The sequence below is a fragment of the Pseudoxanthomonas gei genome (assembly GCF_010119615.1).
GTDB lineage: Bacteria > Pseudomonadota > Gammaproteobacteria > Xanthomonadales > Xanthomonadaceae > Pseudoxanthomonas_A > Pseudoxanthomonas_A gei.
Map to the genome: position 1 here is coordinate 56,253 of NZ_QOVG01000007.1, position 24,200 is coordinate 80,452.

A 24,200-nucleotide genomic window follows, 5' to 3' on the forward strand; every position below is an offset into this window, starting at 1 on the left:
AGGGAGCGCTCCATGCCCATCCGCTACTACATCAGCCTGAAGAACCCGGAAAAGGCACGCGGCCACGATGCCGCGTTCGCGTTCACCGCGCACGGGGCCGACGAATTCGCCGCGCAGCTGCAGGACGCGTTGCGCAGCACGGGTTTCTTCCAGCGCTGGCGCGATGCGCAGGCCGAACCCGACGCGGTCGACCCCGGCCTGGGCGCCAGCGATCCCGCGGCGACGGTAACGGGCGAACAGCACGACCTGCAGATCGACCTGATTGCCATCACCTCCATTCCCGGCGCCGTGTTCAAGCACCGCCTGCGCCTGCTGGCCGGCAATGCCTGGGAGCTGCGCGACGTCTCCAACGCCTGAGCGGCGCCATGTCCCAGCGCATGCTGTTGTCATGGAGCGGTGGCAAGGACGCGGCGTGGACACTGCACCGGCTGCAACAGTCGGGTACTCACGTCGTTGCCCTGATCACCACGATCACCGCGGGCTACGAACGCGTTTCAATGCAGGGCATCCGCCGCAGCGTCCTGCATGCGCAGGCCGCGGCAGCCGGATTGCCGCTGGTCGAGGTGATGATTCCACCCGACTGCGACAACCGCACCTATGAAGACGCGTTCGCCTCGGGCCTGCGGACCGTAAGCACCTGCTGGACGGGACTGGACCAGATCGCCTTCGGCGACCTGTTCCTGCAGGACATACGGGACTACCGGGTGGAAATGCTCGGGCGCCATGGCTGGAACGTACAGACGCCGTTGTTCGGCAGCGATACCGCGTTGCTGGCGCGGGAGATGCAGGCTGGCGGACTGGAAGCGGACGTGTGCTGTGTCGATACGCTGCAACTGTCCGCGGATTTCGCGGGTCGCCGCTTTGACGCGTCACTGCTCCGCGACCTGCCAGCGCAGATCGACCCCTGCGGGGAAAACGGCGAATTCCACACTTGCGTGCAGGCCGGCCCGATGTTCAGCCGGCCGCTCCGGCTTGTGCGCGGCGCAACCGTCCTGCGCGACGCGCGCTTCGCCTACACCGACTTGGAACTGGAAGCGCCGCCGGCGTTGTAGGAGCGACGCAAGTCGCGAAGCCCGTGAACATCTGACGCCGTCGAAGCTTCGCGACTCGCGTCGCTCCTACAGACCGCGCGCCTTCATGCGTTCAAGGCGGCCGCATGATGGGCGATGTGCTCGCCGATGAAGCTCTGTATGAAGTAATAGCTGTGGTCGTATCCGGGCTGCACGCGCAAAGTGAGCGGGTGGCCGGCCGCGGCGCATGCCGCCTGCAACAGCTCCGGTTTCAGCTGGTTGGCGAGGAATTCATCGGCTCCGCCCTGGTCGATGAGCAATGGCAAGCGCTCGGACGCGGTGGCGACCAGGGCCGTGGCATCCCAGGGATTCCAAGCATTGCGATCCTCGCCCAGGTAGGCAGTGAACGCCTTCTCGCCCCAGGGCACCTGCGAGGGTGCCACGATCGGCGAGAACGCCGAAACGCTGCGGTAGCGCCCGGGGTTTTTCAGCGCCACGACCAGCGCGCCATGTCCGCCCATCGAGTGGCCACTGATGGCGCGCGCGTCGGTGACCGGGAAATTTGCCTCCACCAATGCGGGCAGCTCCGCGGCAACGTAGTCATACATTCGGTAGTGGGTCGACCACGGCGCCTGGGTGGCATTGAGATAGAAGCCGGCACCCTGGCCCAGGTCGTAGCCCTCCGCATTCGCGACCTCGTCACCGCGCGGGCTGGTGTCCGGTACGACCAGGATCACGCCATGTTCGGCCGCATAACGCTGCGCGCCGGCCTTGGTGATGAAGTTCTGCTCGCTGCAGGTCAGTCCGGACAGCCAGTACAGCACCGGCAATTTCCGGGTGGCGGCCTGCGGCGGCAGGTACACCGCGAAAGCCATGTCGCAGCCGAGCACCTGCGAACGGTGCCGGTAGACGTCCTGCCAGCCGCCGAAACAGGCGCGGTGTTCGATGCGTTCAAGCGTCATAGATCTTTCCCTTGGTTCCTTCCTCCCGGGAGGCAGGAACCGGTTGCGCGCTTGCGCGCGGATTCACGCAGGCAACAGGCCGCGTGCCTTGGCCACGTGGGTGGAGATCGCGTCCATGAGCGTCGGCGACAGGCAGTCGTAAGGCTCCAGGCCCAGTTCGCGCAAACGCGCGCGTATCGCCGCCATCTGCGCCGGAGGGGTGCCGGTCTCGATGATCGAGGACACGAACGCCGCAAAGCCCGGCGCCGACCAGCCGGTTTGCGGCGACAGCTCGGTGTGGATGAAGTCCAGGCCGTAGAACGCATGCTCGCGGTTCTCGATGCGGCCATACATGTGCACGCCGCAGCCGCTGCAGGCGTGGCGCTGGATGGTGGCAGCCTCGTCGACCACCTTCAGCTTGTGCGCATTGGCGGTGACCGACACCTTGTCGCGTGGCACCACGGCGACAACCGAGAACGTGGCGCCCTGCGGCTTCCAGCACTTGCTGCAACCGCAGGCGTGGTTGTGCGCGGTCTGCGCGTCGACCTGGACGGTGACCTGCTCCTGCGTGCAATGGCAGGCCAGCGTGCCGCCCTGGAAATTATCGTCGCCCGCCTTGATGCCATCGTCTACGGACGGATGAATCCTGACTGTGCTCATGGTGACCCTCCGGTGGATACCACCGATTGCAAAGGATGCGCGGAACGTCCGCGCGCCGCCCCTGTGCGATGCAGGTCAGAAATGGATCACGGTGCGGATCGACTTGCCCTCGTGCATCAGGTCGAACGCCTCGTTGATCCCGTCCAGCGGCAAGGTATGGGTGACGAAGGGCGCCAGCTGGATATCGCCGCGCATCGCGTCCTCGACCATGCCGGGCAATTGCGTACGGCCCTTCACGCCACCGAACGCGGTGCCCATCCATTTGCGACCGGTCACCAGCTGGAACGGCCGCGTGGAGATTTCCTGGCCGGCGCCGGCCACGCCGATGATCACCGACTGGCCCCAGCCGCGATGCGCGCATTCCAGCGCCGCGCGCATCACGTTGACGTTGCCGATGCATTCGAAGGAATGGTCCACCCCCCAGGTGGTCATCTCGACGACCACCTGCTGGATGGGCTTGTCGTGGTCTTTCGGGTTGAGGCAGTCGGTGGCGCCCATTTCCCTGGCCATCACGAACTTGTCGGCGTTGGTGTCGATGGCGATAATGCGGCCGGCCTTGGCCTGGCGCGCGCCCTGGATCACCGCCAGGCCGATGCCGCCGAGGCCGAATACGGCCACCGAATCACCCTCCTGCACCTTGGCCGTGTTGTGGACGGCGCCGATGCCGGTGGTGACCCCGCATCCGAGCAGGCAGACCTGTTCGGGATTGGCGTCCGGATTGATCTTGGCCAGCGACACTTCGGCCACCACCGTGTATTCGCTGAAGGTGGAGCAGCCCATGTAGTGGTAGATCGGCTGGCCGTTATAGGAAAAGCGCGTGCTGCCGTCGGGCATCACGCCCTTGCCCTGGGTGGCGCGCACCGCCACGCACAGGTTGGTCTTGCCGGATTTGCAGAACAGGCACTCGCCGCATTCGGCCGTGTACAGCGGAATCACGTGGTCGCCCGGCTTGACGCTGGTGACGCCCTCGCCGACCTCGACCACGATGCCCGCGCCTTCGTGGCCGAGCACCACGGGAAACAGGCCCTCCGGATCATCGCCCGACAGCGTGAACGCATCGGTGTGGCAGACGCCGGTATGGGTGATCTTCACCAGCACCTCGCCCTTCCGGGGCGGGGCGACGTCGATCTCGACGATCTGCAAGGGTTCGCCTGCTGCGAAGGCGACGGCGGCACGTGATTTCATGAAGGGCTCCTGCAATGGGACTGGTGGCGAAGGCGACGCATGCGGCGCCGACTACTTAAGGTAAGAACGCACCAGCGAGGTCAGTTCGACCACCCGTGCCTCGCGCTGCGCATCCGAGCGTGCGGCCTGGCCGAATTCCTCGCGTACGTGCGCTTCCAGCACTTCGGACATGAGTCCGTTGACCGCGCCGCGGATGGCCGCGATCTGCTGCAGCACCGTGCCGCAGTCCACGCCCGCCTCAAGCGCGCGTTCAAGCGCGTCGGCCTGGCCCTTGATGCGGCGCACCCGGGTCAGGACGCGCTTCTTCTCGTGGGCGGAATGAGGCATGGCGCAAGACCGGTTACATACTGGGGTGGAGTATACATGCCCCGCACGATTGCGCCGGCAATCCACCCCGGCGACGGCTTACTTCACCTGCTTGCCATGCTTGACCACGATGTCCACGCGCTGCAGCAAGGCGACCTGTTTCAGCACGTCGCCCTTGACCGCAATGATGTCGGCGTACTTGCCTTCGACGATGCTGCCGTAGTCCTTGTCGGCCTTCATCGCGACCGCCGGCCAGTAGGTCGCGGCGCGGATCGCGTCGATCGCGGGCACGCCCAGCTGGTTGACCCAGACGTCGAGTTCATTCCAGGTGCTGCCGCTGTGGAACTTCATCGGGATGCCCGAATCGGTGCCGATCAGCAGCATCGCCCCGTTCTCGCGCAATTGCTGGAACTTGCGCTTCAGCGTGGGCCAGCGCTGCGGGGTCTGCTGGAAGTAGCTGATGCGTTCGGGGTGCTCCAGCGATTTTTTGATGTCCTCCACGATTTCCGGAGTCAGGCCTTCATGCCACGCATCGCCATCGATGAACTCGTGGTTCTTGACCGCGTAGGGGAAGTTGTAGAGGCCCTCGATGGTGGGCGTCCAGAACAACGGACCGGCCGACATGTCCGCGGTGCGTTCGCGCAGGGCCTTGATCACGTCCTCGGGGTATTCGGGCGCCGCGGCCAGACCGGTGTGCTCGAAGCAGTCGATGCCGGCCTTCAGGCCGCGGCGGATTTCCTCGGGGCGGTGCGCATGCGCCACCACCGGCAGGCCATGCTTGTGCGCCTCGTCGACGATGGCGGCGATTTCCGCATCGCTCATCTGGTCCTGGTCGATCAGCTTGATGGTGTCGACGCCGGCCTCGGCGAGCCTGCGGACCTTGGCGCGCGCATCGGCGGGCGAATCCACGCCCCAGCGGAACTGTTCGGTGCCCGGGTAGGCCTTCTTCTGGATGAAGGGGCCCGACACGAACAGCGTGGGACCCGGCAGTTCGCCCTTGTTGATGGCATCGCGCACGGCGATGCTTTCCTCCAGCGGGCCACCCAGGTCGCGGGCCCCGGTCACGCCGGCCATCAGCAACTGTTTGGCCGAGGCCGGCATGATCACGCTGCCGAATTGCGCCGGATAGGTCTTGTCCCAGTACGCGTAGTCCGAATGCCCGTTGAGCATGAGGTGCACGTGCATGTCCCACAACCCCGGCAGCACGGTCATGCCTTCGGTGGAGATCACCCTGGCGTCGGCTGGAATGGCAAGGTTGCCCACGGTGCCGACGGCGACGATGCGCTGGTCCTCGATCAGGATCACGCTGTTGCGGATCGGATCGCTGAGGGTGCCATCGACCAGGGTGCCACCGACCATGGCGAGGCGTTCGACTGCCTGACCTGCAGGTGCGAAGACAAGCAGAACCAACAGGCACAAGCCGGTGCATCGCATCATTGGGTGGACTCCTGAGGAAGGAATCCAGACTACAGCAGCGCGATCAGTATGCGAATTCGCGGAACACGCGGTCGATGTCGCCTTTCCATTCGCCGTGGAAAAGCGCCAGCTTGCGTTCGGCCGGGGTTTCGTTGGCTTCGGTGAACTCGATCAATGGATCCAGGAAACCGGATTCATCGGCGCCCTTGCTGTTGTGCACGGCGCGACGTTGCAGGCCGGCCACCGCGATCTTCAATGCCGCCGCCGCCAGGTCACGCACGCTGCCGCCGCGGAAGGGCAGCTTCAATGCATGCCGGGGCACGCCGTCGCGCAGTGCATTGCGTTCTTCCATGCTGAAGTCCTTGACCAGGTCCCAGGCCGCATCCAGCGCCGTCTGGTCGTAGAGCAGGCCGACCCAGAACGCCGGCAGCGCGCACAGCCGGCCCCAGGGGCCGCCGTCGGCGCCGCGCATCTCCAGGAATTTCTTCATCCGCACTTCCGGGAACGCGGTGGTCATGTGGTCCGACCAGTCGGTCATCGTCGGCAGTGCGCCCGGCAACGCCGGCAGCGTGCCGGCCATGAAATCGCGGAAGCTCTGCCCGGAACAATCGATGTATTCGCCATTGCGGTAGCTGAAGTACATGGGCACGTCGAGCAGGTAGTCGACGTAGCGTTCGTAGCCGAAGCCGTCCTCGAAAACGAAGTCGAGCATGCCGGTGCGATCGTTGTCGGTATCGGTCCAGATGTGCGAACGGTAGCTCTGGTAGCCGTTGGGCTTGCCCTCGGTGAACGGCGAATCGGCGAACAGCGCAGTGGCGATGGGCTGCAGCGCCAGCGACACGCGGAACTTCTTCACCATGTCCGCTTCGCTGGAGAAATCCAGGTTGACCTGCACGGTGCAGGTGCGTTTCATCATGTCCAAACCCAGGGTGCCGACCTTGGGCATGTAGTTGCGCATGATCTGGTAGCGGCCCTTGGGCATCCATGGCATCTCCTCGCGCGTCCACTTGGGCTGGAAGCCCATGCCCAGGAAGCCGAGCTGCAACTCATCGGCAACGGTTTTCACTTCCTTCAGGTGGGTGCCGACTTCGCTGCAGGTCTGGTGGATGTTTTCAAGCATGCCACCCGACAGTTCCAGTTGACCGGCCGGCTCCAGGGTGACCGAGGCGGTGTCGCGCAACAGGGCGATGACATGGCCGTGTTCTTCGACCGGGTCCCAACCGAAGCGGGTCAGGCCCTTGAGCAGCGCCTCGATGCCCCGCTCGCCCTCGAAGGTCGGCGGACGCAGGTCATCGAGGCGGAATCCGAACTTCTCGTGCTCGGTGCCGATGCGCCAGTCGGCCTTCGGCTTCTCGCCTGAAGCGATGTACTCGACCAGTTGCCTGCGGTCGGTGATGGGCGTACCCGCAACGTGGCTCGGACTGGACAAGGGGATACTCTGCGTCGGAAGACTGGGGGACATCGGGCCGCGGGCCTGATATCGCAAGGCCCGCACTATATCCTGAGCCGATGCGCCCTATCGTTGCCGCCCTGCTGTTTCTGTGTTCCGCCAGCGCTCTGGCGCAGGCCGGCAATGAAGTCCGCCAGCTCGAGCGCGGCAATGGACCCGAACCTTCCACGCTGGATGCGCACCGCTGCCAGGAAGTGGCGTGCGGCAACGTGCTGCGCGATCTCTACGAAGGCCTGGTTACCGAGGACGCGGCCGGGCGCCTGATCCCCGGCATGGCCGAACGCTGGGAGGTGTCGGCCGATGGCCGTACCTGGACCTTCCACCTGCGCGATGGACTGCGCTGGTCGAATGGCGCGCCACTGGATGCGGCACAGGTCGTGGCCAGTTTCCGGCGCGCGTTCTCGCCGCAGACCGCCGCGCCTTTCGCCGAGTTGTTCGACGCCTTGCAGAACGCACAGGCGGTGCAGGCCGGCCAACTGCCACCGGCGTCGCTGGGCGTGGCCGCACCGGATCCGCGACGCGTGGTGTTCACACTCAGTCGCAGCGCTGCCCTGCCCGCCCTGCTGACCTTGCCGATCGCCTTTCCGGTGTACCTGCCGGCGGTGCAGCGTTTCGGCGCGCAGCACACGCGGCCCGGCCGACTGGTGGGCAACGGCGCGTACTCGTTGCTGGCATGGACGCCACAGGCGAACCTGAGCGTGCAGAAGAATCCGCACTTCCACGCGGCCGCGGACGTGTCGATCGCGCGGGTGCGCTACCAGGTGACCGAGGATGCTTCGGCGGAACTGCAGCGCTTTGCCGCCGGCGACCTGCACATCACCGAAACCGTGCCGCCGCAGCCGCTGCAGGCCCTGCGCGAACGCTTTGGCGGCCGGCTCCGCATCGCGCCCTATCTGGGCGCGTTCTGGCTGGGGTTGAACCTGACCAGGCCACCGTTCAAGGACGCTCCGGCATTGCGCGAGGCACTGTCACTGGCGGTCGATCGCGACAAACTGACCCGCCACGTCACCGGCCTGGGTGAGCAGCCGGCGTACGGCCTGGTGCCCACCGGCATTCCCGGCTATGCGGGCGCGCAGACGACCTGGGCCCGGGCAAGCCAGGCCCAACGCGAGGCGCGGGCGAAGGCGCTGTATCGCGCTGCCGGCTACTCGGAAGGAAAACCGCTGGTGCTGGAGTTGCGCTACAACACCTCCACTCCGCACCGGCGCATGGCCCTGGCCGTGGCTTCGATGTGGCGGGACGTGCTTGGGGTGCAGGTGCGGCTGCGCAACGAGGAATGGAAAGTGTTCGTGCAGAATCGCAAGCAGCGCACGATTACCCAGGTGTTCCGTGGCGGCTGGGTCGGCGACGTGGTCGACGCGCGCAATTTCATCGCCGCCTTCGGCAGCGACGGGCCGCTCAACTGGACCGGCTACGACGATGCCGGTTTCCGCGAGCGCCTGGCCAGGGCCGACGCCGCGAAAACCGAGGCGGCTCGCAACGCCTGGCTGCATGCAGCCGAGCAGACGCTGCTCAACGACCACATGGCGATTCCGCTGTATTTCTACACCTCCAAGCACCTGGTCGGACCGGAGCTGGAGGGCTTCGAGGCCAATCCACTCGACCGCCACGCCTCGCGCTGGTTACGCTGGCGACATTGAATACGGGGAGGACACGCATGCGCACCACGCACCCGGAAACACACCGCTCCGATCGGGTCGGCTGGCTGCGTGCGGCCGTGCTGGGCGCCAACGACGGCATCGTCTCCACCGCCGGCCTGGTCGTGGGCGTGGCCGCCAGCGGCTCCAGCGCATCCACCGTGCTGATGAGCGGGGTGGCGGGACTGGTCGCCGGGGCAATGTCCATGGCTGCGGGCGAATACGTCTCGGTGCAATCGCAGGCAGACACCGAGAACGCCGACCTGGCGCGGGAAAAGCGCGAACTGGCTGAAACACCAGGCCCGGAGCTGGCCGAGCTGACGCATATCTATGTGCGCCGCGGCCTGGCACCGGACCTGGCCCGGCAAGTGGCCGAGCAACTGACCGCCCACGACGCGCTGGGTGCGCATGCGCGCGACGAACTTGGCATCACCGAAACCCTGCGCGCGCGTCCGGTCCAGGCGGCCCTCGCCTCGGCGGCATCGTTTGCCGTAGGCGCGGTATTGCCGTTGGCTGCAGTGCTGCTGGCCCCTGCCGGCCAGCTGCAGCCGGTGATCATCGTCACCACCCTGGTCAGCCTGCTGCTGTCCGGTGCCCTGGCCGGGCATGTTGGCGGCGCCTCCCCGCTGCGCGGTGCCCTGCGGGTCACCTTCTGGGGTGCGTTGGCGATGGCGGCCTCCTATCTGATTGGCCGCCTGTTCGACGTGCAGGTCTGATGGTCACGGCAGCGCGCTGACCGGATGCGGCGATTTTTCGCGCGCCTGCTGGAAGCGCTGGTCACCCTGTGGCTTCTGGCCACGCTGTGCTTCGTGTTGTTGCGCGCCGCGCCCGGCGGCCCGTTCGACACCGAGAAGTCCGCGCCCCCGGAAGTACAGGCGGCACTCGCCTCGCAGTACCGGCTCGACCAGCCGCTGCTCGCGCAATACGGAGCGTGGCTGGGAGACGTGGCCCGTGGCGACCTGGGGCCTTCGTTCCAGTACCCGGACTACACGGTCAACCAGCTGATCGCGCAAGCGCTGCCGGTATCGGCCGTCAATGGCGGGCTGGCCCTGTTGCTTGCCCTGGTCCTCGGCATTCCGCTGGGGGTGCTCGCGGCCCTGTGTGCGGGCAGGTGGATCGACCGCGCGCTGATGCTGCTGGCGGGGCTGGGACTGGCGATCCCGAAGTTCGTCGCCGCGCCCTTGCTGGTGCTGCTGTTCGCGGTGACCCTGCACTGGTTGCCGGCCGGTGGCTGGGGCGAGTGGCGCAACCTGGTGTTGCCGGTGATCGCCCTGGCCCTGCCCAACATCGCCTACTGCGCCCGCCTGAGCCGGGTGGCGATGCTGGAGACCCTGTCGGCCGACTACCTGCGCGCGGCGCGTGCACGCGGATTCTCGGAAAGCCGGTTGCTGTTCTCGCATGCCTTGAAGCCGGCCATGCTGCCGGTCGTGGCCTGGCTGTCGCCGGCGCTCATCAACGTGGTCACCGGTTCGGCCGTGGTCGAACAGGTGTTCGGCATCCCCGGCATGGGCCGCTACTTCGTGCAGGGCGCCCTGAACCGCGATTACACCCTGGTGCTGGGCGTGGTGCTGGTGGTCGGCGCGCTGATCGTGGCGATCAATACGCTGGTGGACCTGCTGCGCGGCTGGATGGATCCGCGCCTGCAGGGCGAAGGCTAGGAACTAGCCCTGGCTGTCGTCGCGTCCTGCGGGGGGACGCGGATCGGCCTGCGGCCGCCCGAAACCCAGCCACCCATTCACCACCGCGCGGGCCTCGTCCACGCCCTGCTTGGATTCGCCGGAGAAGGTCTGCACGCTGACCGTGTCGCCGAACTTGGTGAACAGCTCCTTGCGCACGGCCTGCAGGGTATTGCCCTGCTGGCCGCGGCCCAGCTTGTCGGCCTTGGTCAGCAGGGCGTGGGCGGGAATCCCGCTTTCCACCGCGTAGCTGATCATGTGCAGGTCGTATTCCTTGAGCGGATGACGGATATCCATCACCACCACCAAGCCCTTGAGGGCTTCGCGGGTACGGAAGTAGCGGTCCAGGAACGCCTGCCAGTGGTCCTTCAGCTCGTGCGGGACCTTGGCATAGCCATAGCCGGGCAGGTCGACCAGGTACTTGTTGGGCTCGACCTCGAAAAACACCAGCTGTTGGGTGCGGCCCGGGGTCTTGGAGACGCGGGCCAGCGAGTTCTGCCGGGTCAGCGCATTGAGCGCGGTCGACTTGCCGGCGTTGGAGCGCCCGGCAAAGGCCACTTCATGGCCGGTGTCGTCGGGAAGCTGCTGGGGAAGATGGGCCGCCAGCAGGTATTTGGCTTTTTCTAGGGGATTGAACATGCGCCTAGGATCGCACGCCGACGCCCGCGGCCGGGCATCATGTCCGCTGCAAAGCGCGGTAAAAGCCCGACGATGCGGGCTTTCATTGACCCGCAAGGCCCGCCGCGACGATAATTCCCCAGTTTCGCGGCTGCCGCACGGCGCTGCCTTTTCATGATTTCCGGAGCTTTAGCATGCGCCACGCTCGCGTTTTTGGACTTGCCGGACTGGCCATTGCGGCCGTCGGTGCAGTCGCATTTGCCCAGACCACCGTGGCCCCCCTGCCCGACAACGCGCCGGTGGTCACCGCGCCGCTGGAGATCGACCTCAGCAAGACCATGTGGGGCGATGCCAAGGCCGGCCAGACCAAGGCCTCGGCCTGCGCGGCCTGCCATGGCGCCGATGGCAATGCCAGCGACCCGCAGTACCCCAACATCGCCGGCCAGAGCGAACGCTACGTGGCCCACCAGATCGCCCTGATCGCCACCGGCCAGCGCACCGGCCCGGCCGTGGCCATGGTCCCGTTCGTGCAGAACCTGACCCCGCAGGACATGCGCGACATCGGCGCCTACTTCGCGACCCAGAAGGCCAGCGCCGGCCTCGCCGACGACACCCTGATCGCCGACGGCGCCTACAAGGGCATGAAGTTCTACGAAGTAGGCCAGCAGCTGTACCGCGGCGGCGACGCCACCCGCGGCATCCCGGCCTGCATGGCCTGCCACGGTCCCAGCGGCGCCGGCAACCCCGGCCCCGCCTATCCGCACCTGGGTGGCCAGCGCCAGGATTACGCGGCACGGCGCCTGCAGGAATACCGCAGCGGCACCACCACCGAGAAGAATCCGGCGCAGTTCAACATCATGGCCCAGGTCGCCAACAAGCTGACCGACCAGGAAATCCAGGCGCTGGGCACCTACGTGCAGGGCCTGCATGACCGCGCCGATGACGCCGCCTCGACGGGCAAGGCCCCGGCACCGGCGGCACCTGCCGCACCCGCTCCGGCCGCACCCGCGCCCGCCGCCGAGCCCGCCCCGCAGCAGTCCTGAACTTAGCGCGCGTGGCGCGGTCGCATCACAGGTCTTGTTCATCGCGCCGGCCCAATCATGGCCGGCGTTTCTTTTTGTGCCCGGAGCCCGCCTGATGAAATCACCTCTGTTGCTTGTGCTGCTCGCGCTGGTGCCGCTGTTCGCCAGTGCCGCCCCGTCCACTGCACCGGCTACGCCGGTCGAGGGCACCGACTACGTCGTGATTGCCGGGGGCAAGCCGTATGCCGCGCTGGCTGGCAAGGTGGAAGTGGCGGAAGTATTCGGCTACACCTGCATCCACTGCGCCCATTTCCAGCCGGTGCTCAGCGCCTGGCAGAAGAAGCAGCCGTCATGGGTGCGTTTTACCCCGGTGCCGGCGGCGTTTGGCGGCTACTGGACGCCGTATGCGCGCGCCTACTACGCGGCCGCCAAATTGCGCGTGCTGGCCAAATCGCATGATGCGATGTTCAAGGCCGTGCACGAGACCGGCACGCTGCCCATACAGAATGTGTCGAACCAGGAAATCGCCGCGTTCTACGCCGGCTATGGCGCCGACCCCAAGGCCTTCGTCGCGGCCATGGACAGCCCGGCCACCGACCTGCTGATCGACCGCGCCCGGGACTTCGCCACCGTGACCGGGGTCGAGGGCACGCCCACCCTGATCGTCAACGGCAAATACCGGGTGCTGGGACGCAGCTTCGATGACAGCCTGCGCATCACCGACTTCCTGGTGGCGCGGGAGCGCGCGGCCCGCAAGTGACGCCTGCGTAACGCCTCGCGTATGAAACTGCCTGCTTCGCGGGCATAGTGCTGGCCCGCAATCCACCTTCCACGCCGGAGTTGTCAATGAAGTTTCCTTCCAGACTGATCGCCTTGGCGCTGGTCGCCGTGTTGCCGCTCCTGTCCGCCTGCGGCCCGAAAGACGCAGCTACCGAGACCCCGGCCCCGGTCACCGCCGCCCCGCCCGCGGAAGTGGCGGCCCCGGCCGCAGTTGCGGCCACGCCGGCCGCGGCCGAGACCGCGCCGGCAGCGCCGGTCACCGCCACGCCACCGGCGGGACCCGAACCCGTGGCCGGCACCGACTACACCGAAATCGACGCCGGCCAGCCCTATGCCCCACAGGCGGGCAAGATCGAAGTGGCTGAGGTATTCGGCTACACCTGCCCGCATTGCGCGCAGTTCGAACCGCTGATCACCGCCTGGAAACGCAAGCAGCCGGCCGATGTGCAGGTCACCCCGGTCCCGGCGGCGTTCGGTGGTTACTGGATCACCTACGCGCGCGCCTTCTATGCCGCCGAAACCCTGGGCGTGATGGAAAAGAGCCACGACGCGGTGTTCAACGCCCTGCACGTGCAGCACAGCCTCGAACTCAATTCGACTCCCGAGCAGATTGGCGCCTTCTATGCCAAATACGGCGTCGACGCCAAGACCTTCGCCAGCACCATGTCCAGCTTCGGCGTGGAAACCAAGCTCAACCGCGCCAAGCAGTTCGCGGTGCGCTCCAAGGTCGAAGGCACGCCCTCGCTCGTGGTCGCCGGCAAATACCTGGTGTCGGTGGACCAGCGCGGCTATGACGTGATGTTCAACACGGTCGAGCACCTGGTCGCGCGCGAACGGGCGGCGATGTCTGGCCCGGCGAAGTAAGCCCCCAGATCCTTCCCACGTGACCGTGACCACGGACACGCGCCGGCTCAGGCTGCTCAGCGCGAACATCCAGGCCGGCTCCAGCACGCGTCGCTACAGCGACTACGTGACCCGCAGCTGGTCGCATGCGATTTCGGCCGGCAAGCGGGTCAGCCTGGATTCGATCGCGAAAATGGCTGGCGAACACGACATCGTCGGTTTGCAGGAAGCCGATCCCGGCAGCCTGCGCTCCGGCTTCACCAACCAGACCCACTACCTGGCCGAGCAGGGCGGCTTCGATTTCTGGAGCCACCAGACCAATCGCAACGTCGGACGCGTGGCGTCCAGCGCCAACGGCCTGCTGAGCAAGGTCGAGCCGATGGAAGTCAGCGACCATGCGCTGCCCGGCCGCATCGGCGGCCGCGGCGTGCTGATGGCGCGCTTCGGCACCGGTGACGACGGCCTGGTGGTGGCGGTGGCGCACCTGTCGCTGGGCGCGGCGTCGCGCCATTCGCAACTGGCCTTCATCGCCGAACTGCTGGCCGACCATCCGCATGCGGTGCTGATGGGTGATTTCAACTGCGTGCCGGACCGCCCGGAAATGGAACTGCTCTACAAGCGCACCCACCTGCGCCCACCGAGCTTCTGCGTGCCCACCTTCCCGAGCTGGCGCCCGCAGCGGGCCATCGACCATATCCTGGTCAGCGAACGCATCCAGTTCGCCGATGCGCGCGCCATTCCCGCGGCGTTCTCCGATCATCTGGCCCTGGCGATGAGCATCGACGTTCCGCACAGCGCCCTGCGCTGAGAGAGTCATGCGGCAAGCGTGACGACCCGCAATGACGAAGGCCGGCGATGCCGGCCTTCTTCGTTTCGGCAGTCCGGTCCGATCACTAGAACTTCAGGTCCGCGCGCAGGTAGAAGAAGCGCCCGCCCGGGATGTCATAGGTGGAGGCTTCGTAGCCGTTGAGCGAGCACGACGTACACACCGGCGGATCCTCGTCGAACAGGTTGTTGACGCCGGCGGTGAGCTGCAGCCCCTTCAGCACGTCGAAGGCATAGCCGACCTGGGCGTCGTGGTAGGTGGTGGCGTCCAGCGTGTTGCTGCCTCCGGCAGGATCGCTGCAATAGGTGGCCGGATCGGCGGCCAGGCAGGTTTCCTCCATTTCCGAAAGGTGCCGCACCGTCCACGAGGCGCTCCAGTCGCTGGACTCCCACCCGAGCACCGCCGTGGATGTCCACTCCGGAATCGCGCTGTCGTTGACCACGATGCCCGGGCCCTGCGGCTGCAACTGGCCGCCGGCGCCGCGTGCCTCGTAGCGGGTGACGAAGGTGTTCTGCCATGCCAGCTTGAACTGACCCCAGCTGGTCTCAGGCAGGGTCCAGAACAGGTCCACGTCCCAGCCATCGGTCTTGATCGAACCCAGGTTGACCAGGAAGTTGCTGAAGGTATCGATCTCGCCCGATGCCAGCCGGGTGATGCCGTCGCAGTACTGCGATGCCTGGGTGTTGGCGCACAGGTCCAGCTGGGTCTGCGCGTCGATGGCCTGGATCGCGCCCTGCAGGTCGTGGCGATAGAAGGTGACCTCGAAATCGAGTTTCTCCGACCACGGGGCATCGACCGCGAACGCCGGACTGAAGACCATGCCGACGCTGAAGCTGCGGGCGCGTTCGGGATCCAGGGCAGGGTTGCCGCCGGTAAGGACCGGGATCTGCGGGTCGTTCTGGCGCGCGCCTACCGGAACCCCTGGGCACGCGATCGGGGCGAGCGAGCCAAGCGGGGCGGTGGGCGGCACCAGGCAGGGATCCACCAACAGTGCATCGAAGCGGCTTTGCGAGCCATACAGCTCGCCGATTGAGGGCGCGCGGAAGCCTTCGGCATAGGTTGCCCGCAACAACAGCTCCTCGGCCACCTGCCAGCGCAAGCCGTATTTCGGGGTGAACTCGCCGCCGAAGGTCGAGTAATCCGAATAGCGGCCTGCCAGGCTGAGGTCGAGCTTCTGGCTGCCGCCGTCCTGGGCAAACAAGGGCACGTTGAATTCGACGAACACCTCGTTGACGTCGTAGCTGCCCGAGGTTGGCAGCGACGGCACGCCGTTGTACTCGCCTGCCACGGTCTGCGGATCCGGGTTGTAGCTGCCCTGGTACTTGCGGTACTCGTAACCGGTGGCGAATTCGACGTCGCCTGCCCAGCCTTCGAACAGCACGCCGCTGAGGTTGGCCGTGGCCTGGGTCAGTTCCTGTTGGCTGCGGTCGCGGAACAGCGGACTGATGTAGGCGAGCATCGCCGGGGTGATGGTGCCGAAGCCGAAGATGTCCAGCGGCGTGCAGCCCGGCGTGGCGGCGCACACCGCGGGGTCACCCAGCGCAGTGGCGATGTTGCGCGAGTTGTAACTGCCGCGGTTGGTCTGTTCGGCCTCGTTCTTGCTGTAGGCCGCGTTGACGTCCCAGAAGAACCGGCGCTGGCCGCCGAAGGAGCCTTCCAGCCCGGCGGCGAAGTACTGCGTGTCCACCTGCTGCTCGAAGATGCGCGGCCCGCCTTCCAGCGGACGCCGGCGGATCGTACCGATGTTGCCGCCCTCGCCACCAACCAGCTCGAAGCCGAAGGGATTGAAGGGGTGGTTGGCGGGGATGACCACGTTGGCGGTGTAGGCCGTGCCGGCGCCGGGACCCAGGTCGATCGGCTCGGGCGCGGCGCGGTTGGTCGATTCGCGGCGGTTGAACAGCGCCTTGGCGTAGAAGCTGGTGTTCTCGGTGAACTGGAAGCGGTATTGACCGAACACGCCCAGGCGCTCGGAAGGCGTTACCAGCATGTTGAAGCGCGCGAAATTGAAGGCGTCGGTACCGAAGTCGAAGCAATGGAAATCGTCGGTGCGTGCCACGCCCGATTCGCAATCGGGCAGCCCAGGGGTATAGACCGGATTGGAGAGCCCGGCGTTGGTGGTGAGGTCGTATTCATTGCCGTCCGGGTCGGTGAACGCGAAGCGACCGCCGGGAACGCGCGAACTGCCGCCCTGCAGGGGGATCGCGCTGATCGCGCGATCATCCGAACTCACTTCCTTCTGCTTGGTATAGCTGAGGCTGAGGAACAGGTTGCTGCGGTCGGTATTGAAACCCCAGGACAGGTCGGCGCCGCCGAGCTGGCCATCGCCTTCGCCGTACTGGCCGTAGTGCACCGTCACCTGCCCGCCCTCCACATTGCGGCGGGTGATGATGTTGACCACGCCGGCGATGGCGTCGGAGCCGTAGATCGACGAGGCGCCGTCCTCCAGCACTTCGATGCGGTCGACCAGCGCCAGCGGGATGGTGTTGACGTCGACCGCGGCGCTGACGCCCGATGCCGAGGATTCATTGACCCAGCGCAGGCCATCGACCAGCACCAGCACGCGCTTGGGACCCAGGTTGCGCAGGTCCACCTGCGCCGACCCCGCACCGACACCGTCGCCATTGGGCGAGAAGCCGAAGTTGCCGGAAGAATTGAACTTGGTGTTGAGTGCCGACCCCGAGCCGGTGAGTTCCTGCACGATCTCGCCGATGGAGGTCAGTCCGGTGCGTTCGATGTCCTCGCGGGTCAGGGTCTGCACCGGCACGCGGCCTTCCAGCTCGGCGCGCTTGATGCGGCTACCGGTCACGGTCACGGTTTCGAGTGTCTTGGCCTGCTCTTCCTGGGCCAGCGCCAGGACTGGCATGGTGAAGGCGGGCACGGCGAGCAACAGGCTGAGGTGGACGGCGCGGGACAATCTTTGCCGGCGCAGGCCGGCCTCGCGCAGACCTTGATGGTACGGGGTGGGGATGAGCAGGCTTTGACGGAACGGGCTTGGACGTAACGGGCTTGAACCGAGGATGTTCATGGCGTCTCTCTTCTGCGGGAAGGAAGATCGACCGCTCGCCCCTGCTCCAGCGATCTCCGCGCAGTTTGTAAAGGAAAGGTAAAGCCGGCAAGTGAAACGAAGCCGAATGTAATCCCGGTTCTCGCCTTCGCTTTACACGAGCAGCGAGACCGCGACGGCTATCAGAAAGGCGGCAAAGATCCGTTTCAGCGCCAGCCCGCTGATCCGGTGCGCCAGGCGCATGCCATACGGCGCGGCCAGTACCGAGGCAGCGGCCACGCCGATGGCGGCAGGCAGGTAGACGTAACCGATGGCGTGCTCCGGAAGCGCGCCCGCCGGGGCATGCAAGGCATAGCCCAGCGCGCTGGCCAGACCGATCGCCACGCCGCAGGCACTGGAAGTGCCCACCGCCCTTACCGGCGCCACCCCGCGCCACACCAGCAAGGGCACGGTCATGCTGCCGCCGCCGATGCCGACCACCGCCGACATCGCACCGATGCCCACGCCAGCGGCCGACATCGGCAGGCCGGTCGGCGCACGCGCCAGCGCCGCCGCGTCGCCCGCGCGGGTCTTGCCGAACAGCAGCTGCAGCGCCGCCAGCACGCAATACCCGGCGACCACCCAGCGCAGCACCTGATCATCCATTTTCACGGCGATGCCGCTGCCCAGCCAGCCACCCAGCAGCAGGCCGGGCACCATCCATTTCACCGTCGGCCACAGCACGCTGCCACGGCCATGGTGGGCGTAGGCCGAAGAGGCGGCGGTCAGTACGATGCTGGCCAGCGAACTGGCCAGCGCCGCATGCATCGCGGCTTCGCGGGGAATGCCATGCAAAGGCAACAGCCAGGCCAGTGCCGCCACCAGCACCAGGCCACCGCCGACACCCAGCAAGCCCGCCAGTACGCCGGCCACGATCCCAAGCAGCGGGAACATCCAGATTCCTTCAACCACACCCACCCCGTTGCTGACCGACCAGGACCATGCGGGCGCCTGCACGGGCGCGGCGGGAAAGGCTGTTCACCCTCCATCCTTTAGTATCCCGCGCATGCAAATTCCACGCCTCGCCATCGTACTCGCTGCCGCCTGCCTGCTCTCGTCCGCACCGCGCGCCGCTGCGCAGAACCTCGATGCACAGCGCCCGCAGCTCAAGGCCGCACTGGCGGCCGCTGAAAGCGGACGTTTCGATGCGGCCCAGTACCCGGGCCTCGCCGCTCACCCACTCTTCGGCTGGGTGGAACTGGCCGACCTGAAACGCAATATCGACACCTTGCCGACCTCGCAGGCGCAGTCCTTCCTCAGGCGCTACGACGGCCAGGCGGTGGCCGAGGCGTTCCGCGCCCTGTGGTTGCCCGCACTGTCGCGTCGCCAGGACTGGCCGACCCTGCGCGCTGCCTGGAAGCCGACTTCCAACGTCGGCCTGCAATGCGCCGAACTCAACGCGCGCCAGGCCCTGGGCAAGGCCGATGCACAGTGGGCCAGCGACGCGCAAAAAATCTGGACCAGCACCGGCAAGGCGCTGCCCGACAGCTGCGACCCGGTGTTCGCCCTCCTCGCCACCCAGGGCGGCTTGCCCGCTTCATTGCGCTGGGAACGCATCGACAAGGCCGCCGCCGAACAGCAGTCGGCGGTCATGCGCAGTGCCGCGCGCGGGCTGCCCATGGCCGATGCGGCGCTGGCGAATGATTACGCGGCTTTCCTGGATAGCGTACATGCGCGCGCGCTCGGCTGGCCGAAGACCGAACGCAGCCGGCGCATGGCCATGTACGGGCTGATGCGGCTGGCCAAGTCAGCCCCGGCCAGCGCCGAACTGCAGCTTCCGCAGTACGCCAGCGCGTTGGGCATGGGCGAAGGCGAGCGCGGCAAGGTGCTGTACGAGGTGGCGTTGTGGACGGTGGCTTCCTACGAGCCGGATTCGGCGCGCCGCCTCAATGCGGTGCCCGAATCGGTCTATGACGACAAGCTGCACGAGTGGCGCGCCCGCGAGGCCATGGCGCGCGGCGACTGGCGCGCGGCACTGGCGGCCGTGCGCAAGATGCCGAAGGCGCAACGCGAGGATTCGCGTTGGCGCTATTTCGAGGCGCGGCTGGCTGAAAAGACCGGCGACAACACCGAAGCCCAGCGCCTGTTCCGCGAAGCGGCGAAGACCACGACGTTCCATGGCTTCCTGGCCGCCGACCGCCTGCAACAGCCGTATGCGCTGTGCGCATGGATTCCCAACGACGGCGCGGCCGCGCGCACCGCCGTGGCCCGCGATCCGGCCATCGTCCGCGCCATGGAATTGTGGAAACTGGAGCGGCCGGGCTGGGCGACCAGTGAATGGAACAGCGCGCTGGCGCGCTTCAACGACACCCAGCGCCGCATCGCGGTGGAAGTGGCGCGCGACAACGGCTGGTTCGACCGCGCGGTGTTCTCGCTGGGCAGCGTGCGTGGTGAAAGCCGACCCGATGAGCAGCGCCTGTACGAATTGCGCTTTCCGCTGCACCACGTCGACACCATCCGCCGCGAAGCCGCGAAAAACGCCATCGATCCGGCCTGGGTCGCCGCCGAGATACGCGCCGAAAGCATCTTCAACCCCAAGGCGCGTTCGGGCGCCAACGCCATGGGCCTGATGCAGGTGCTGCCGAGCACCGGCGCGGCCACCGCCAAAAGCCTGGGCCTGGCCTGGGGCGGCGCGGCCAGCCTGTACGAGTCGGATACCAACATCATGCTGGGCACCGCCTACCTGCGGCAGATGGAAAACAAGTACGGCGTGCCTTACGTGGCCATCGCCGCCTACAACGCCGGCCCCGCGCCGACCGCGCGCTGGCAGTCGCAGCGTCCCAACTACGATCCGGATTTCTGGATCGAGACCATCAGCTACAAGGAAACCCGCGAGTACGTGGCCCGCGTGCTGGCCTTCAGCGTGATCTACGACTGGCGCTTGAACGGCGATGCGCTGCCGTTGACTGATCGCATGCTCGGCCGCGTGCAGGCCAGGCGCAAATCCTTCACCTGCCCAAGCGCGCAGTTGCCGAAGAGCTGAGGCTTGCTTCCCTGCCACGGCGCCTGAAGGGAGAAGTCAGGCATCATCGCTGCATGAAAACCTATCTGGTCGGCGGCGCGGTACGCGACCGGTTGCTGGGCCTGCAACCCGGTGACCGCGACCATGTCGTGGTCGGCAGCACGCCTGCAGAGATGCTGGCGCAGGGCTTCAAGCCGGTCGGCCGCGATTTCCCCGTGTTCCTGCATCCGCAAACCGGAGAGGAATACGCACTGGCGCGCACCGAACGCAAGAGCGGCCGCGGCTACCGCGGCTTCGTGGTCGACAGCGATCCTTCGGTCACCCTGGAAGAAGACCTGCGCCGTCGTGATTTCACCATCAACGCAATCGCCCAGGACGAGCACGGCACGCTGTCCGACCCGCTGGGAGGCGCCCGCGACCTGGACGCGCGCGTCCTGCGCCACGCCGGCAGCGCCTTCGTCGAGGATCCCTTGCGCGTGCTGCGGGCGGCGCGTTTCATGGCGCGCTTCGCCGGGCTGGGATTTTCGATTGCGCCGGAAACGCTGCAGCTGATGCGGGCCATGGCCGAAGGCGGCGAGCTGGCCGAACTGGTGCCCGAGCGGGTCTGGCAGGAACTGCTCCGCGCGCTGCGCGCGCCAACGCCGTCGGCCTTCCTGCGGACGTTGCGCCAGTGCAATGCGCTGGTGCAGGTATTGCCGGAAGTCGACGCCCTGTACGGGGTGCCGCAGCGTGCCGAATACCATCCGGAGATCGACACCGGCATGCACCAGGAACTGGTCAGCGACATGGCGGCAAGACTCGCCCCGGGCGACGACGTGATCGGCTTCGCCGCGCTGGTCCACGACCTGGGCAAGGCCCTGACGCCCGCCGGGGTGCTGCCGAAACACATCGGCCACGAGCGCGCCGGCCTCGCCCCCCTGAAAACATTGTGCGAACGCCTGAGAGTGCCCACCGCCCACCGCGAGCTGGCGATCATGGCCTGCCGCGAGCACCTCAACGTGCATCGCCTGGACGAACTTCGCGATGCCACCGTGTTCGAGCTGCTGGCGCGCTGCGATGGCTTCCGCAAGCCCGAGCGGATCGCCCAGCTGGCGCTGGTGTGCGAGGCCGACAAGCGCGGTCGCCTCGGCAGCGAGGAGGCGGACTATGCGCAAGGACCCGAGCTGGTGCGCCTCCATCGCGTTGCCCTGGCCGTCAGCGCCCGCGACCTGCCCGAGCAGGCCAGCGGCCCGGCGCTGGGACTGGCCCTGAAGCAGGCGCGGATCCTGGCGATTGCCAGCGCGCGTGGGCCGCAGGGCGACGCGGGGCCGGGCTGACGGAGCCGTTTCAGCGGTAAATGTGACGCAGCTTGCACTTTGTGCCCTAAACGGACGCCGTCGTTTGCACTGCGCCGGGGCGCAAGCGACTCAAAACACCGAATCCTGACTTGGCATGGCTATTGCTTATACTGTCGGGTTTGCCACGCCGGCGCCTGGATTGCCATGTACACGATCGACACCGCCATGGCCCCGGACCCGACCTCCGACCCGTTGCCAGATTCGTACGTCGCGCAGCCGGTGCCAGCGACCGCATCGGCGGTGTCGCGCAAGACCCTGTATATGCCGCTTCGGCTGAAATTCGCCGTGGTCCTGGCATTCGCATCCTCGTGGATGGCCTTGAGCGTCTGGCTCTCGCAGTCCTGGTTAGGCGAGCTGTCGCATGTGGTGGGTTTAGGCCTGGCTGTGGTAGTCATCGCCTTCATTGCCTACGTGCCCGGCTTCATGAATGCCTTCCTGATCGGCTCGATACTCGCTGACCACCGACCGCCGCGGCGCGAGTTCGCCCATTACCCCCAGGTCTGCGTGCTAGTGGCCTGCTACAACGAAGGCGAGAACATCGCCGACACGCTGCAGAGCCTGGCGCAACAGGACTACACCGGTGCTGTGGAAGTGCTGGTAATAGACGATGGATCCACGGATGACAGCCTTTCCATCGCAAGGTCCGCGGCCGCTTCACTGTCGCGCCAGGGCATGCTGATACGTGTCATCGCCCAGCCCCGCAATGCGGGCAAGTCGGCGGCGCTGAACCGCGGGTTCGCCGAAACCGGCCAGGCGCTGGTGGTGACGGTGGACGGCGACTCCTACCTGCGCACCGATGCCTTGCGCAAGATCGTCCAGCGCTTTCTCTCAGACCCCGCCGGCACGGTGGCGGTGGCCGGCGCGGTCCTGGTGCGCAACTCACGCGATAACTGGCTCGCGCGTGCGCAGGAGTGGGACTATTTTCACGGCATCGCTGCGGTCAAGCGCATGCAGAGCATGTACCACGGCACGCTGGTGGCCCAGGGCGCGTTCTCGCTGTACACGCGCGAAGCGCTGGCACAGGTCGGCGGCTGGCCCGAATGCGTAGGCGAGGACATCGTGGTGTCGTGGGCACTGCTGGCGACCGGCGCGCGCATCGGCTATTGCGAGGATGCGTGCCTGTTCACCAAGGTGCCCACCAGCTTCAGGCAGTTCTCGCGCCAGCGCCAGCGCTGGTCGCGCGGCCTGATGGAAGCCTTCGCGCGCCACGGCCGCCTGCTGCTGGCGCCGCGCATGAGCACGCTGTTCATCTGGTGGAACCTGCTGTTCCTGCCGCTGGACCTGGTCTATACGCTGGCCTTCCTGCCCGGCCTGGTCCTGGCCTTGTTCGGCTACTACTGGATCGCCGGGCTCATGACCCTGCTGGTGCTGCCGCTGGCCATGGTCTGGAACATCGTGATCTTCGGCGTGCAGACCCGCATGTTCAAGCAGCAGGGCCTGCGAGTGCGGCGGAACTGGGGCGGCTTCCTGTTCTATTCGGTGGGATACACGATGCTGCTGCAACCGGTTTGCGTGATGGGATATGCCGCCGAACTGTTCCGCTTCCGCAAGACCTGGGGCACGAAATGAAACCGGCGATCCTCGCACTCACCTTTGCGCTCGGCCTGGGGCTGGCCGCCGAGGCGGCGGCCGACGATGCGCCGGGCCAGGCGCTCAGGCCGGAACTGTGGTTCTCCTCGGATGCCGATGGCAATGAAACATCGAAGCAGGCCCTTGGCTGGGACCTGCGCCGCGTGGATGAGGACCACTGGCTGGGCGTGAAGCTCGAACACGCGCGCTTTGCCGGCGACGACTGGTCCAGGTCGGAAAACCGCCTGTATGGCCGGGCGGCAGGCGGCCGGGGCAACTGGCGCTGGAAGGTGGATGCCGGCACCAATGGCGAGGACCTGCTGGGTAGCGCGTCCCTCCACAGCCAGGATGCGCGCCGCAAGGAGTTCTTCATCGAGCGCGAACTGCTGGAGACGCGGCAAGGCGTCGAGCGCGACCTCATGCTGACGTTCGCCGGCGCCGCCATCGATCTTCCGCTCGGCGCGCGCTGGACCGCCACCGCGCTGGCGGGGCTGCAGGATTTCGGTTCGGGCACAAACCTGCGCACCCACATGCGCGGCAACCTTGTTTTCGCTGCGCTGCCCGAGCAGGGGATCAGCGTGCAGGTGCGCACCCGCTATTTCCGCAACAGCGTTGCCCACGAAGGGGACTACTACTCGCCGGAATGGCATGGCGAGGCGCTGGGCGTGCTGGCCTTGCGAAGGAATCGTGGCGGCTACCAGTGGCGCGCGATCATCGGCGCAGGCCGGCAACGCAACGATGCCGAAAGCTGGCGCAGTGCGCGCCTGCTGGAAGTCGGGGTCGATACACCCCACTGGAAGAAGGCGTGGCTGCGCGCCAATGCCGGCTACCGCGACACCCCGGTGGTGGGCCAGACCGGCAACGGGACGTATGCCTATCGCTTCGCGAGCATCGAGGCGGTCATAGACCTCTGAGCGGA

Annotated in this window: 22 protein-coding genes; 13 read left to right on the top strand and 9 right to left on the bottom strand. The window is 66.8% G+C overall.

Translation table 11 applies throughout. From position 1 onward, the window contains the following. Positions 1–12 precede the first annotated feature (12 nt). On the top strand, positions 13–357 hold the full coding sequence (locus tag DT603_RS11215; RefSeq protein WP_162349983.1) for a hypothetical protein: 345 nt from the start codon (positions 13–15) through the stop codon (positions 355–357). An 8-nt stretch (positions 358–365) separates the two neighbouring features. Beyond that, the gene (locus tag DT603_RS11220; RefSeq protein WP_162349984.1) at positions 366–1,052 is read left to right on the top strand and encodes a Dph6-related ATP pyrophosphatase; all 687 of its coding nucleotides are present in this window, start codon (positions 366–368) and stop codon (positions 1,050–1,052) included. 83 nt (positions 1,053–1,135) lie between these two features. On the opposite strand, the gene fghA is transcribed toward DT603_RS11220, so the two are convergent. From fghA to DT603_RS11250, 6 genes are all read right to left on the bottom strand, one after another. After that, the gene (gene fghA / locus DT603_RS11225; protein ID WP_162349985.1) at positions 1,136–1,972 is read right to left on the bottom strand and encodes an S-formylglutathione hydrolase; all 837 of its coding nucleotides are present in this window, start codon (positions 1,970–1,972) and stop codon (positions 1,136–1,138) included. Between the two features lie 63 nt (positions 1,973–2,035). Further along, the gene (gfa, locus tag DT603_RS11230) at positions 2,036–2,611 is read right to left on the bottom strand and encodes an S-(hydroxymethyl)glutathione synthase (protein WP_162349986.1); all 576 of its coding nucleotides are present in this window, start codon (positions 2,609–2,611) and stop codon (positions 2,036–2,038) included. 75 nt (positions 2,612–2,686) lie between these two features. Continuing rightward, entirely contained in the window at positions 2,687–3,796 is a 1,110-nt protein-coding gene (locus DT603_RS11235; RefSeq protein ID WP_162349987.1) for an S-(hydroxymethyl)glutathione dehydrogenase/class III alcohol dehydrogenase, read from the bottom strand. A 51-nt stretch (positions 3,797–3,847) separates the two neighbouring features. Then, positions 3,848–4,123: a metal/formaldehyde-sensitive transcriptional repressor gene (locus DT603_RS11240; protein WP_162349988.1), complete on the bottom strand. Its 276-nt coding sequence runs from the start codon at positions 4,121–4,123 to the stop codon at positions 3,848–3,850. 78 nt (positions 4,124–4,201) lie between these two features. After that, positions 4,202–5,539 carry an amidohydrolase family protein gene (locus DT603_RS11245; protein WP_211368403.1) on the bottom strand — a complete coding sequence of 446 codons (1,338 nt, stop codon included), beginning with the start codon at positions 5,537–5,539 and terminating at the stop codon, positions 4,202–4,204. A 43-nt stretch (positions 5,540–5,582) separates the two neighbouring features. Beyond that, positions 5,583–6,947, bottom strand: coding sequence for a glutamate--cysteine ligase (locus tag DT603_RS11250; protein WP_162349989.1), 1,365 nt, complete (start codon positions 6,945–6,947; stop codon positions 5,583–5,585). An 80-nt stretch (positions 6,948–7,027) separates the two neighbouring features. Here DT603_RS11250 and DT603_RS11255 point away from each other — a divergent pair, with 80 nt between their 5' ends. From DT603_RS11255 to DT603_RS11265, 3 genes are read left to right on the top strand one after another with little or no spacing between them, the layout of a single operon-like run. After that, complete coding sequence (locus DT603_RS11255; protein WP_162349990.1) at positions 7,028–8,608, top strand: peptide ABC transporter substrate-binding protein; 1,581 nt, start codon at positions 7,028–7,030, stop codon at positions 8,606–8,608. A gap of 17 nt (positions 8,609–8,625) precedes the next feature. Beyond that, positions 8,626–9,321, top strand: a complete 696-nt coding sequence (locus DT603_RS11260; RefSeq protein WP_162349991.1) for a VIT1/CCC1 transporter family protein — start codon at positions 8,626–8,628, stop codon at positions 9,319–9,321. A gap of 24 nt (positions 9,322–9,345) precedes the next feature. Next, positions 9,346–10,263: an ABC transporter permease subunit gene (locus tag DT603_RS11265; RefSeq protein WP_162349992.1), complete on the top strand. Its 918-nt coding sequence runs from the start codon at positions 9,346–9,348 to the stop codon at positions 10,261–10,263. 3 nt (positions 10,264–10,266) lie between these two features. Here the strand turns inward: DT603_RS11265 and yihA are convergent, their stop codons facing one another. Next, on the bottom strand, positions 10,267–10,920 hold the full coding sequence (yihA, locus tag DT603_RS11270; RefSeq protein ID WP_162349993.1) for a ribosome biogenesis GTP-binding protein YihA/YsxC: 654 nt from the start codon (positions 10,918–10,920) through the stop codon (positions 10,267–10,269). Positions 10,921–11,093: 173 nt separating this feature from the next. On the opposite strand from yihA, the gene DT603_RS11275 reads away from it, so the two are divergent. From DT603_RS11275 to DT603_RS11290, 4 genes are all read left to right on the top strand, one after another. Beyond that, a complete protein-coding gene (locus DT603_RS11275; protein WP_162349994.1) occupies positions 11,094–11,942 on the top strand; it encodes a c-type cytochrome in 849 nt (282 codons plus the stop codon). A 94-nt stretch (positions 11,943–12,036) separates the two neighbouring features. Next, entirely contained in the window at positions 12,037–12,681 is a 645-nt protein-coding gene (locus DT603_RS11280) for a thiol:disulfide interchange protein DsbA/DsbL (protein WP_162349995.1), read from the top strand. A gap of 86 nt (positions 12,682–12,767) precedes the next feature. Then, positions 12,768–13,565, top strand: a complete 798-nt coding sequence (locus tag DT603_RS11285; protein ID WP_162349996.1) for a thiol:disulfide interchange protein DsbA/DsbL — start codon at positions 12,768–12,770, stop codon at positions 13,563–13,565. Between the two features lie 25 nt (positions 13,566–13,590). Further along, the gene (locus DT603_RS11290) at positions 13,591–14,352 is read left to right on the top strand and encodes an endonuclease/exonuclease/phosphatase family protein (protein WP_343037755.1); all 762 of its coding nucleotides are present in this window, start codon (positions 13,591–13,593) and stop codon (positions 14,350–14,352) included. Between the two features lie 85 nt (positions 14,353–14,437). Here DT603_RS11290 and DT603_RS11295 read toward each other — a convergent pair whose 3' ends face one another. Continuing rightward, positions 14,438–17,233 carry a TonB-dependent receptor gene (locus DT603_RS11295; RefSeq protein WP_162350108.1) on the bottom strand — a complete coding sequence of 932 codons (2,796 nt, stop codon included), beginning with the start codon at positions 17,231–17,233 and terminating at the stop codon, positions 14,438–14,440. A gap of 294 nt (positions 17,234–17,527) precedes the next feature. Then, positions 17,528–18,307 (bottom strand): sulfite exporter TauE/SafE family protein, encoded by a 780-nt coding sequence (locus tag DT603_RS11300; RefSeq protein WP_211368404.1) that lies wholly within the window; start codon positions 18,305–18,307, stop codon positions 17,528–17,530. Positions 18,308–18,419: 112 nt separating this feature from the next. On the opposite strand from DT603_RS11300, the gene DT603_RS11305 reads away from it, so the two are divergent. From DT603_RS11305 to DT603_RS11320, 4 genes are all read left to right on the top strand, one after another. Then, on the top strand, positions 18,420–20,396 hold the full coding sequence (locus DT603_RS11305) for a transglycosylase SLT domain-containing protein (protein ID WP_162349997.1): 1,977 nt from the start codon (positions 18,420–18,422) through the stop codon (positions 20,394–20,396). Between the two features lie 53 nt (positions 20,397–20,449). After that, the gene (locus DT603_RS11310) at positions 20,450–21,691 is read left to right on the top strand and encodes a multifunctional CCA addition/repair protein (protein WP_162349998.1); all 1,242 of its coding nucleotides are present in this window, start codon (positions 20,450–20,452) and stop codon (positions 21,689–21,691) included. Between the two features lie 165 nt (positions 21,692–21,856). Further along, complete coding sequence (locus tag DT603_RS11315) at positions 21,857–23,281, top strand: glycosyltransferase family 2 protein (protein ID WP_211368405.1); 1,425 nt, start codon at positions 21,857–21,859, stop codon at positions 23,279–23,281. Next, complete coding sequence (locus tag DT603_RS11320) at positions 23,278–24,195, top strand: hypothetical protein (protein WP_162349999.1); 918 nt, start codon at positions 23,278–23,280, stop codon at positions 24,193–24,195. The genes DT603_RS11315 and DT603_RS11320 overlap by 4 nt, the downstream gene beginning before the upstream one ends. Positions 24,196–24,200: the final 5 nt, after the last annotated feature.

Bases quoted from the DNA above. Each gene is read 5' to 3' on its own strand.
- DT603_RS11215 (WP_162349983.1), top strand. From the start codon at position 13: ATGCCCATCCGCTACTACATCAGCCTGAAGAACCCGGAAAAGGCACGC.
- DT603_RS11220 (WP_162349984.1), top strand. From the start codon at position 366: ATGTCCCAGCGCATGCTGTTGTCATGGAGCGGTGGCAAGGACGCGGCG.
- fghA (WP_162349985.1), bottom strand. From the start codon at position 1,972: ATGACGCTTGAACGCATCGAACACCGCGCCTGTTTCGGCGGCTGGCAG.
- gfa (WP_162349986.1), bottom strand. From the start codon at position 2,611: ATGAGCACAGTCAGGATTCATCCGTCCGTAGACGATGGCATCAAGGCG.
- DT603_RS11235 (WP_162349987.1), bottom strand. From the start codon at position 3,796: ATGAAATCACGTGCCGCCGTCGCCTTCGCAGCAGGCGAACCCTTGCAG.
- DT603_RS11240 (WP_162349988.1), bottom strand. From the start codon at position 4,123: ATGCCTCATTCCGCCCACGAGAAGAAGCGCGTCCTGACCCGGGTGCGC.
- DT603_RS11245 (WP_211368403.1), bottom strand. From the start codon at position 5,539: ATGATGCGATGCACCGGCTTGTGCCTGTTGGTTCTGCTTGTCTTCGCA.
- DT603_RS11255 (WP_162349990.1), top strand. From the start codon at position 7,028: ATGCGCCCTATCGTTGCCGCCCTGCTGTTTCTGTGTTCCGCCAGCGCT.
- DT603_RS11260 (WP_162349991.1), top strand. From the start codon at position 8,626: ATGCGCACCACGCACCCGGAAACACACCGCTCCGATCGGGTCGGCTGG.
- DT603_RS11265 (WP_162349992.1), top strand. From the start codon at position 9,346: ATGCGGCGATTTTTCGCGCGCCTGCTGGAAGCGCTGGTCACCCTGTGG.
- yihA (WP_162349993.1), bottom strand. From the start codon at position 10,920: ATGTTCAATCCCCTAGAAAAAGCCAAATACCTGCTGGCGGCCCATCTT.
- DT603_RS11275 (WP_162349994.1), top strand. From the start codon at position 11,094: ATGCGCCACGCTCGCGTTTTTGGACTTGCCGGACTGGCCATTGCGGCC.
- DT603_RS11280 (WP_162349995.1), top strand. From the start codon at position 12,037: ATGAAATCACCTCTGTTGCTTGTGCTGCTCGCGCTGGTGCCGCTGTTC.
- DT603_RS11285 (WP_162349996.1), top strand. From the start codon at position 12,768: ATGAAGTTTCCTTCCAGACTGATCGCCTTGGCGCTGGTCGCCGTGTTG.
- DT603_RS11295 (WP_162350108.1), bottom strand. From the start codon at position 17,233: ATGCCAGTCCTGGCGCTGGCCCAGGAAGAGCAGGCCAAGACACTCGAA.
- DT603_RS11300 (WP_211368404.1), bottom strand. From the start codon at position 18,307: ATGTTCCCGCTGCTTGGGATCGTGGCCGGCGTACTGGCGGGCTTGCTG.
- DT603_RS11305 (WP_162349997.1), top strand. From the start codon at position 18,420: ATGCAAATTCCACGCCTCGCCATCGTACTCGCTGCCGCCTGCCTGCTC.
- DT603_RS11310 (WP_162349998.1), top strand. From the start codon at position 20,450: ATGAAAACCTATCTGGTCGGCGGCGCGGTACGCGACCGGTTGCTGGGC.
- DT603_RS11315 (WP_211368405.1), top strand. From the start codon at position 21,857: ATGTACACGATCGACACCGCCATGGCCCCGGACCCGACCTCCGACCCG.
- DT603_RS11320 (WP_162349999.1), top strand. From the start codon at position 23,278: ATGAAACCGGCGATCCTCGCACTCACCTTTGCGCTCGGCCTGGGGCTG.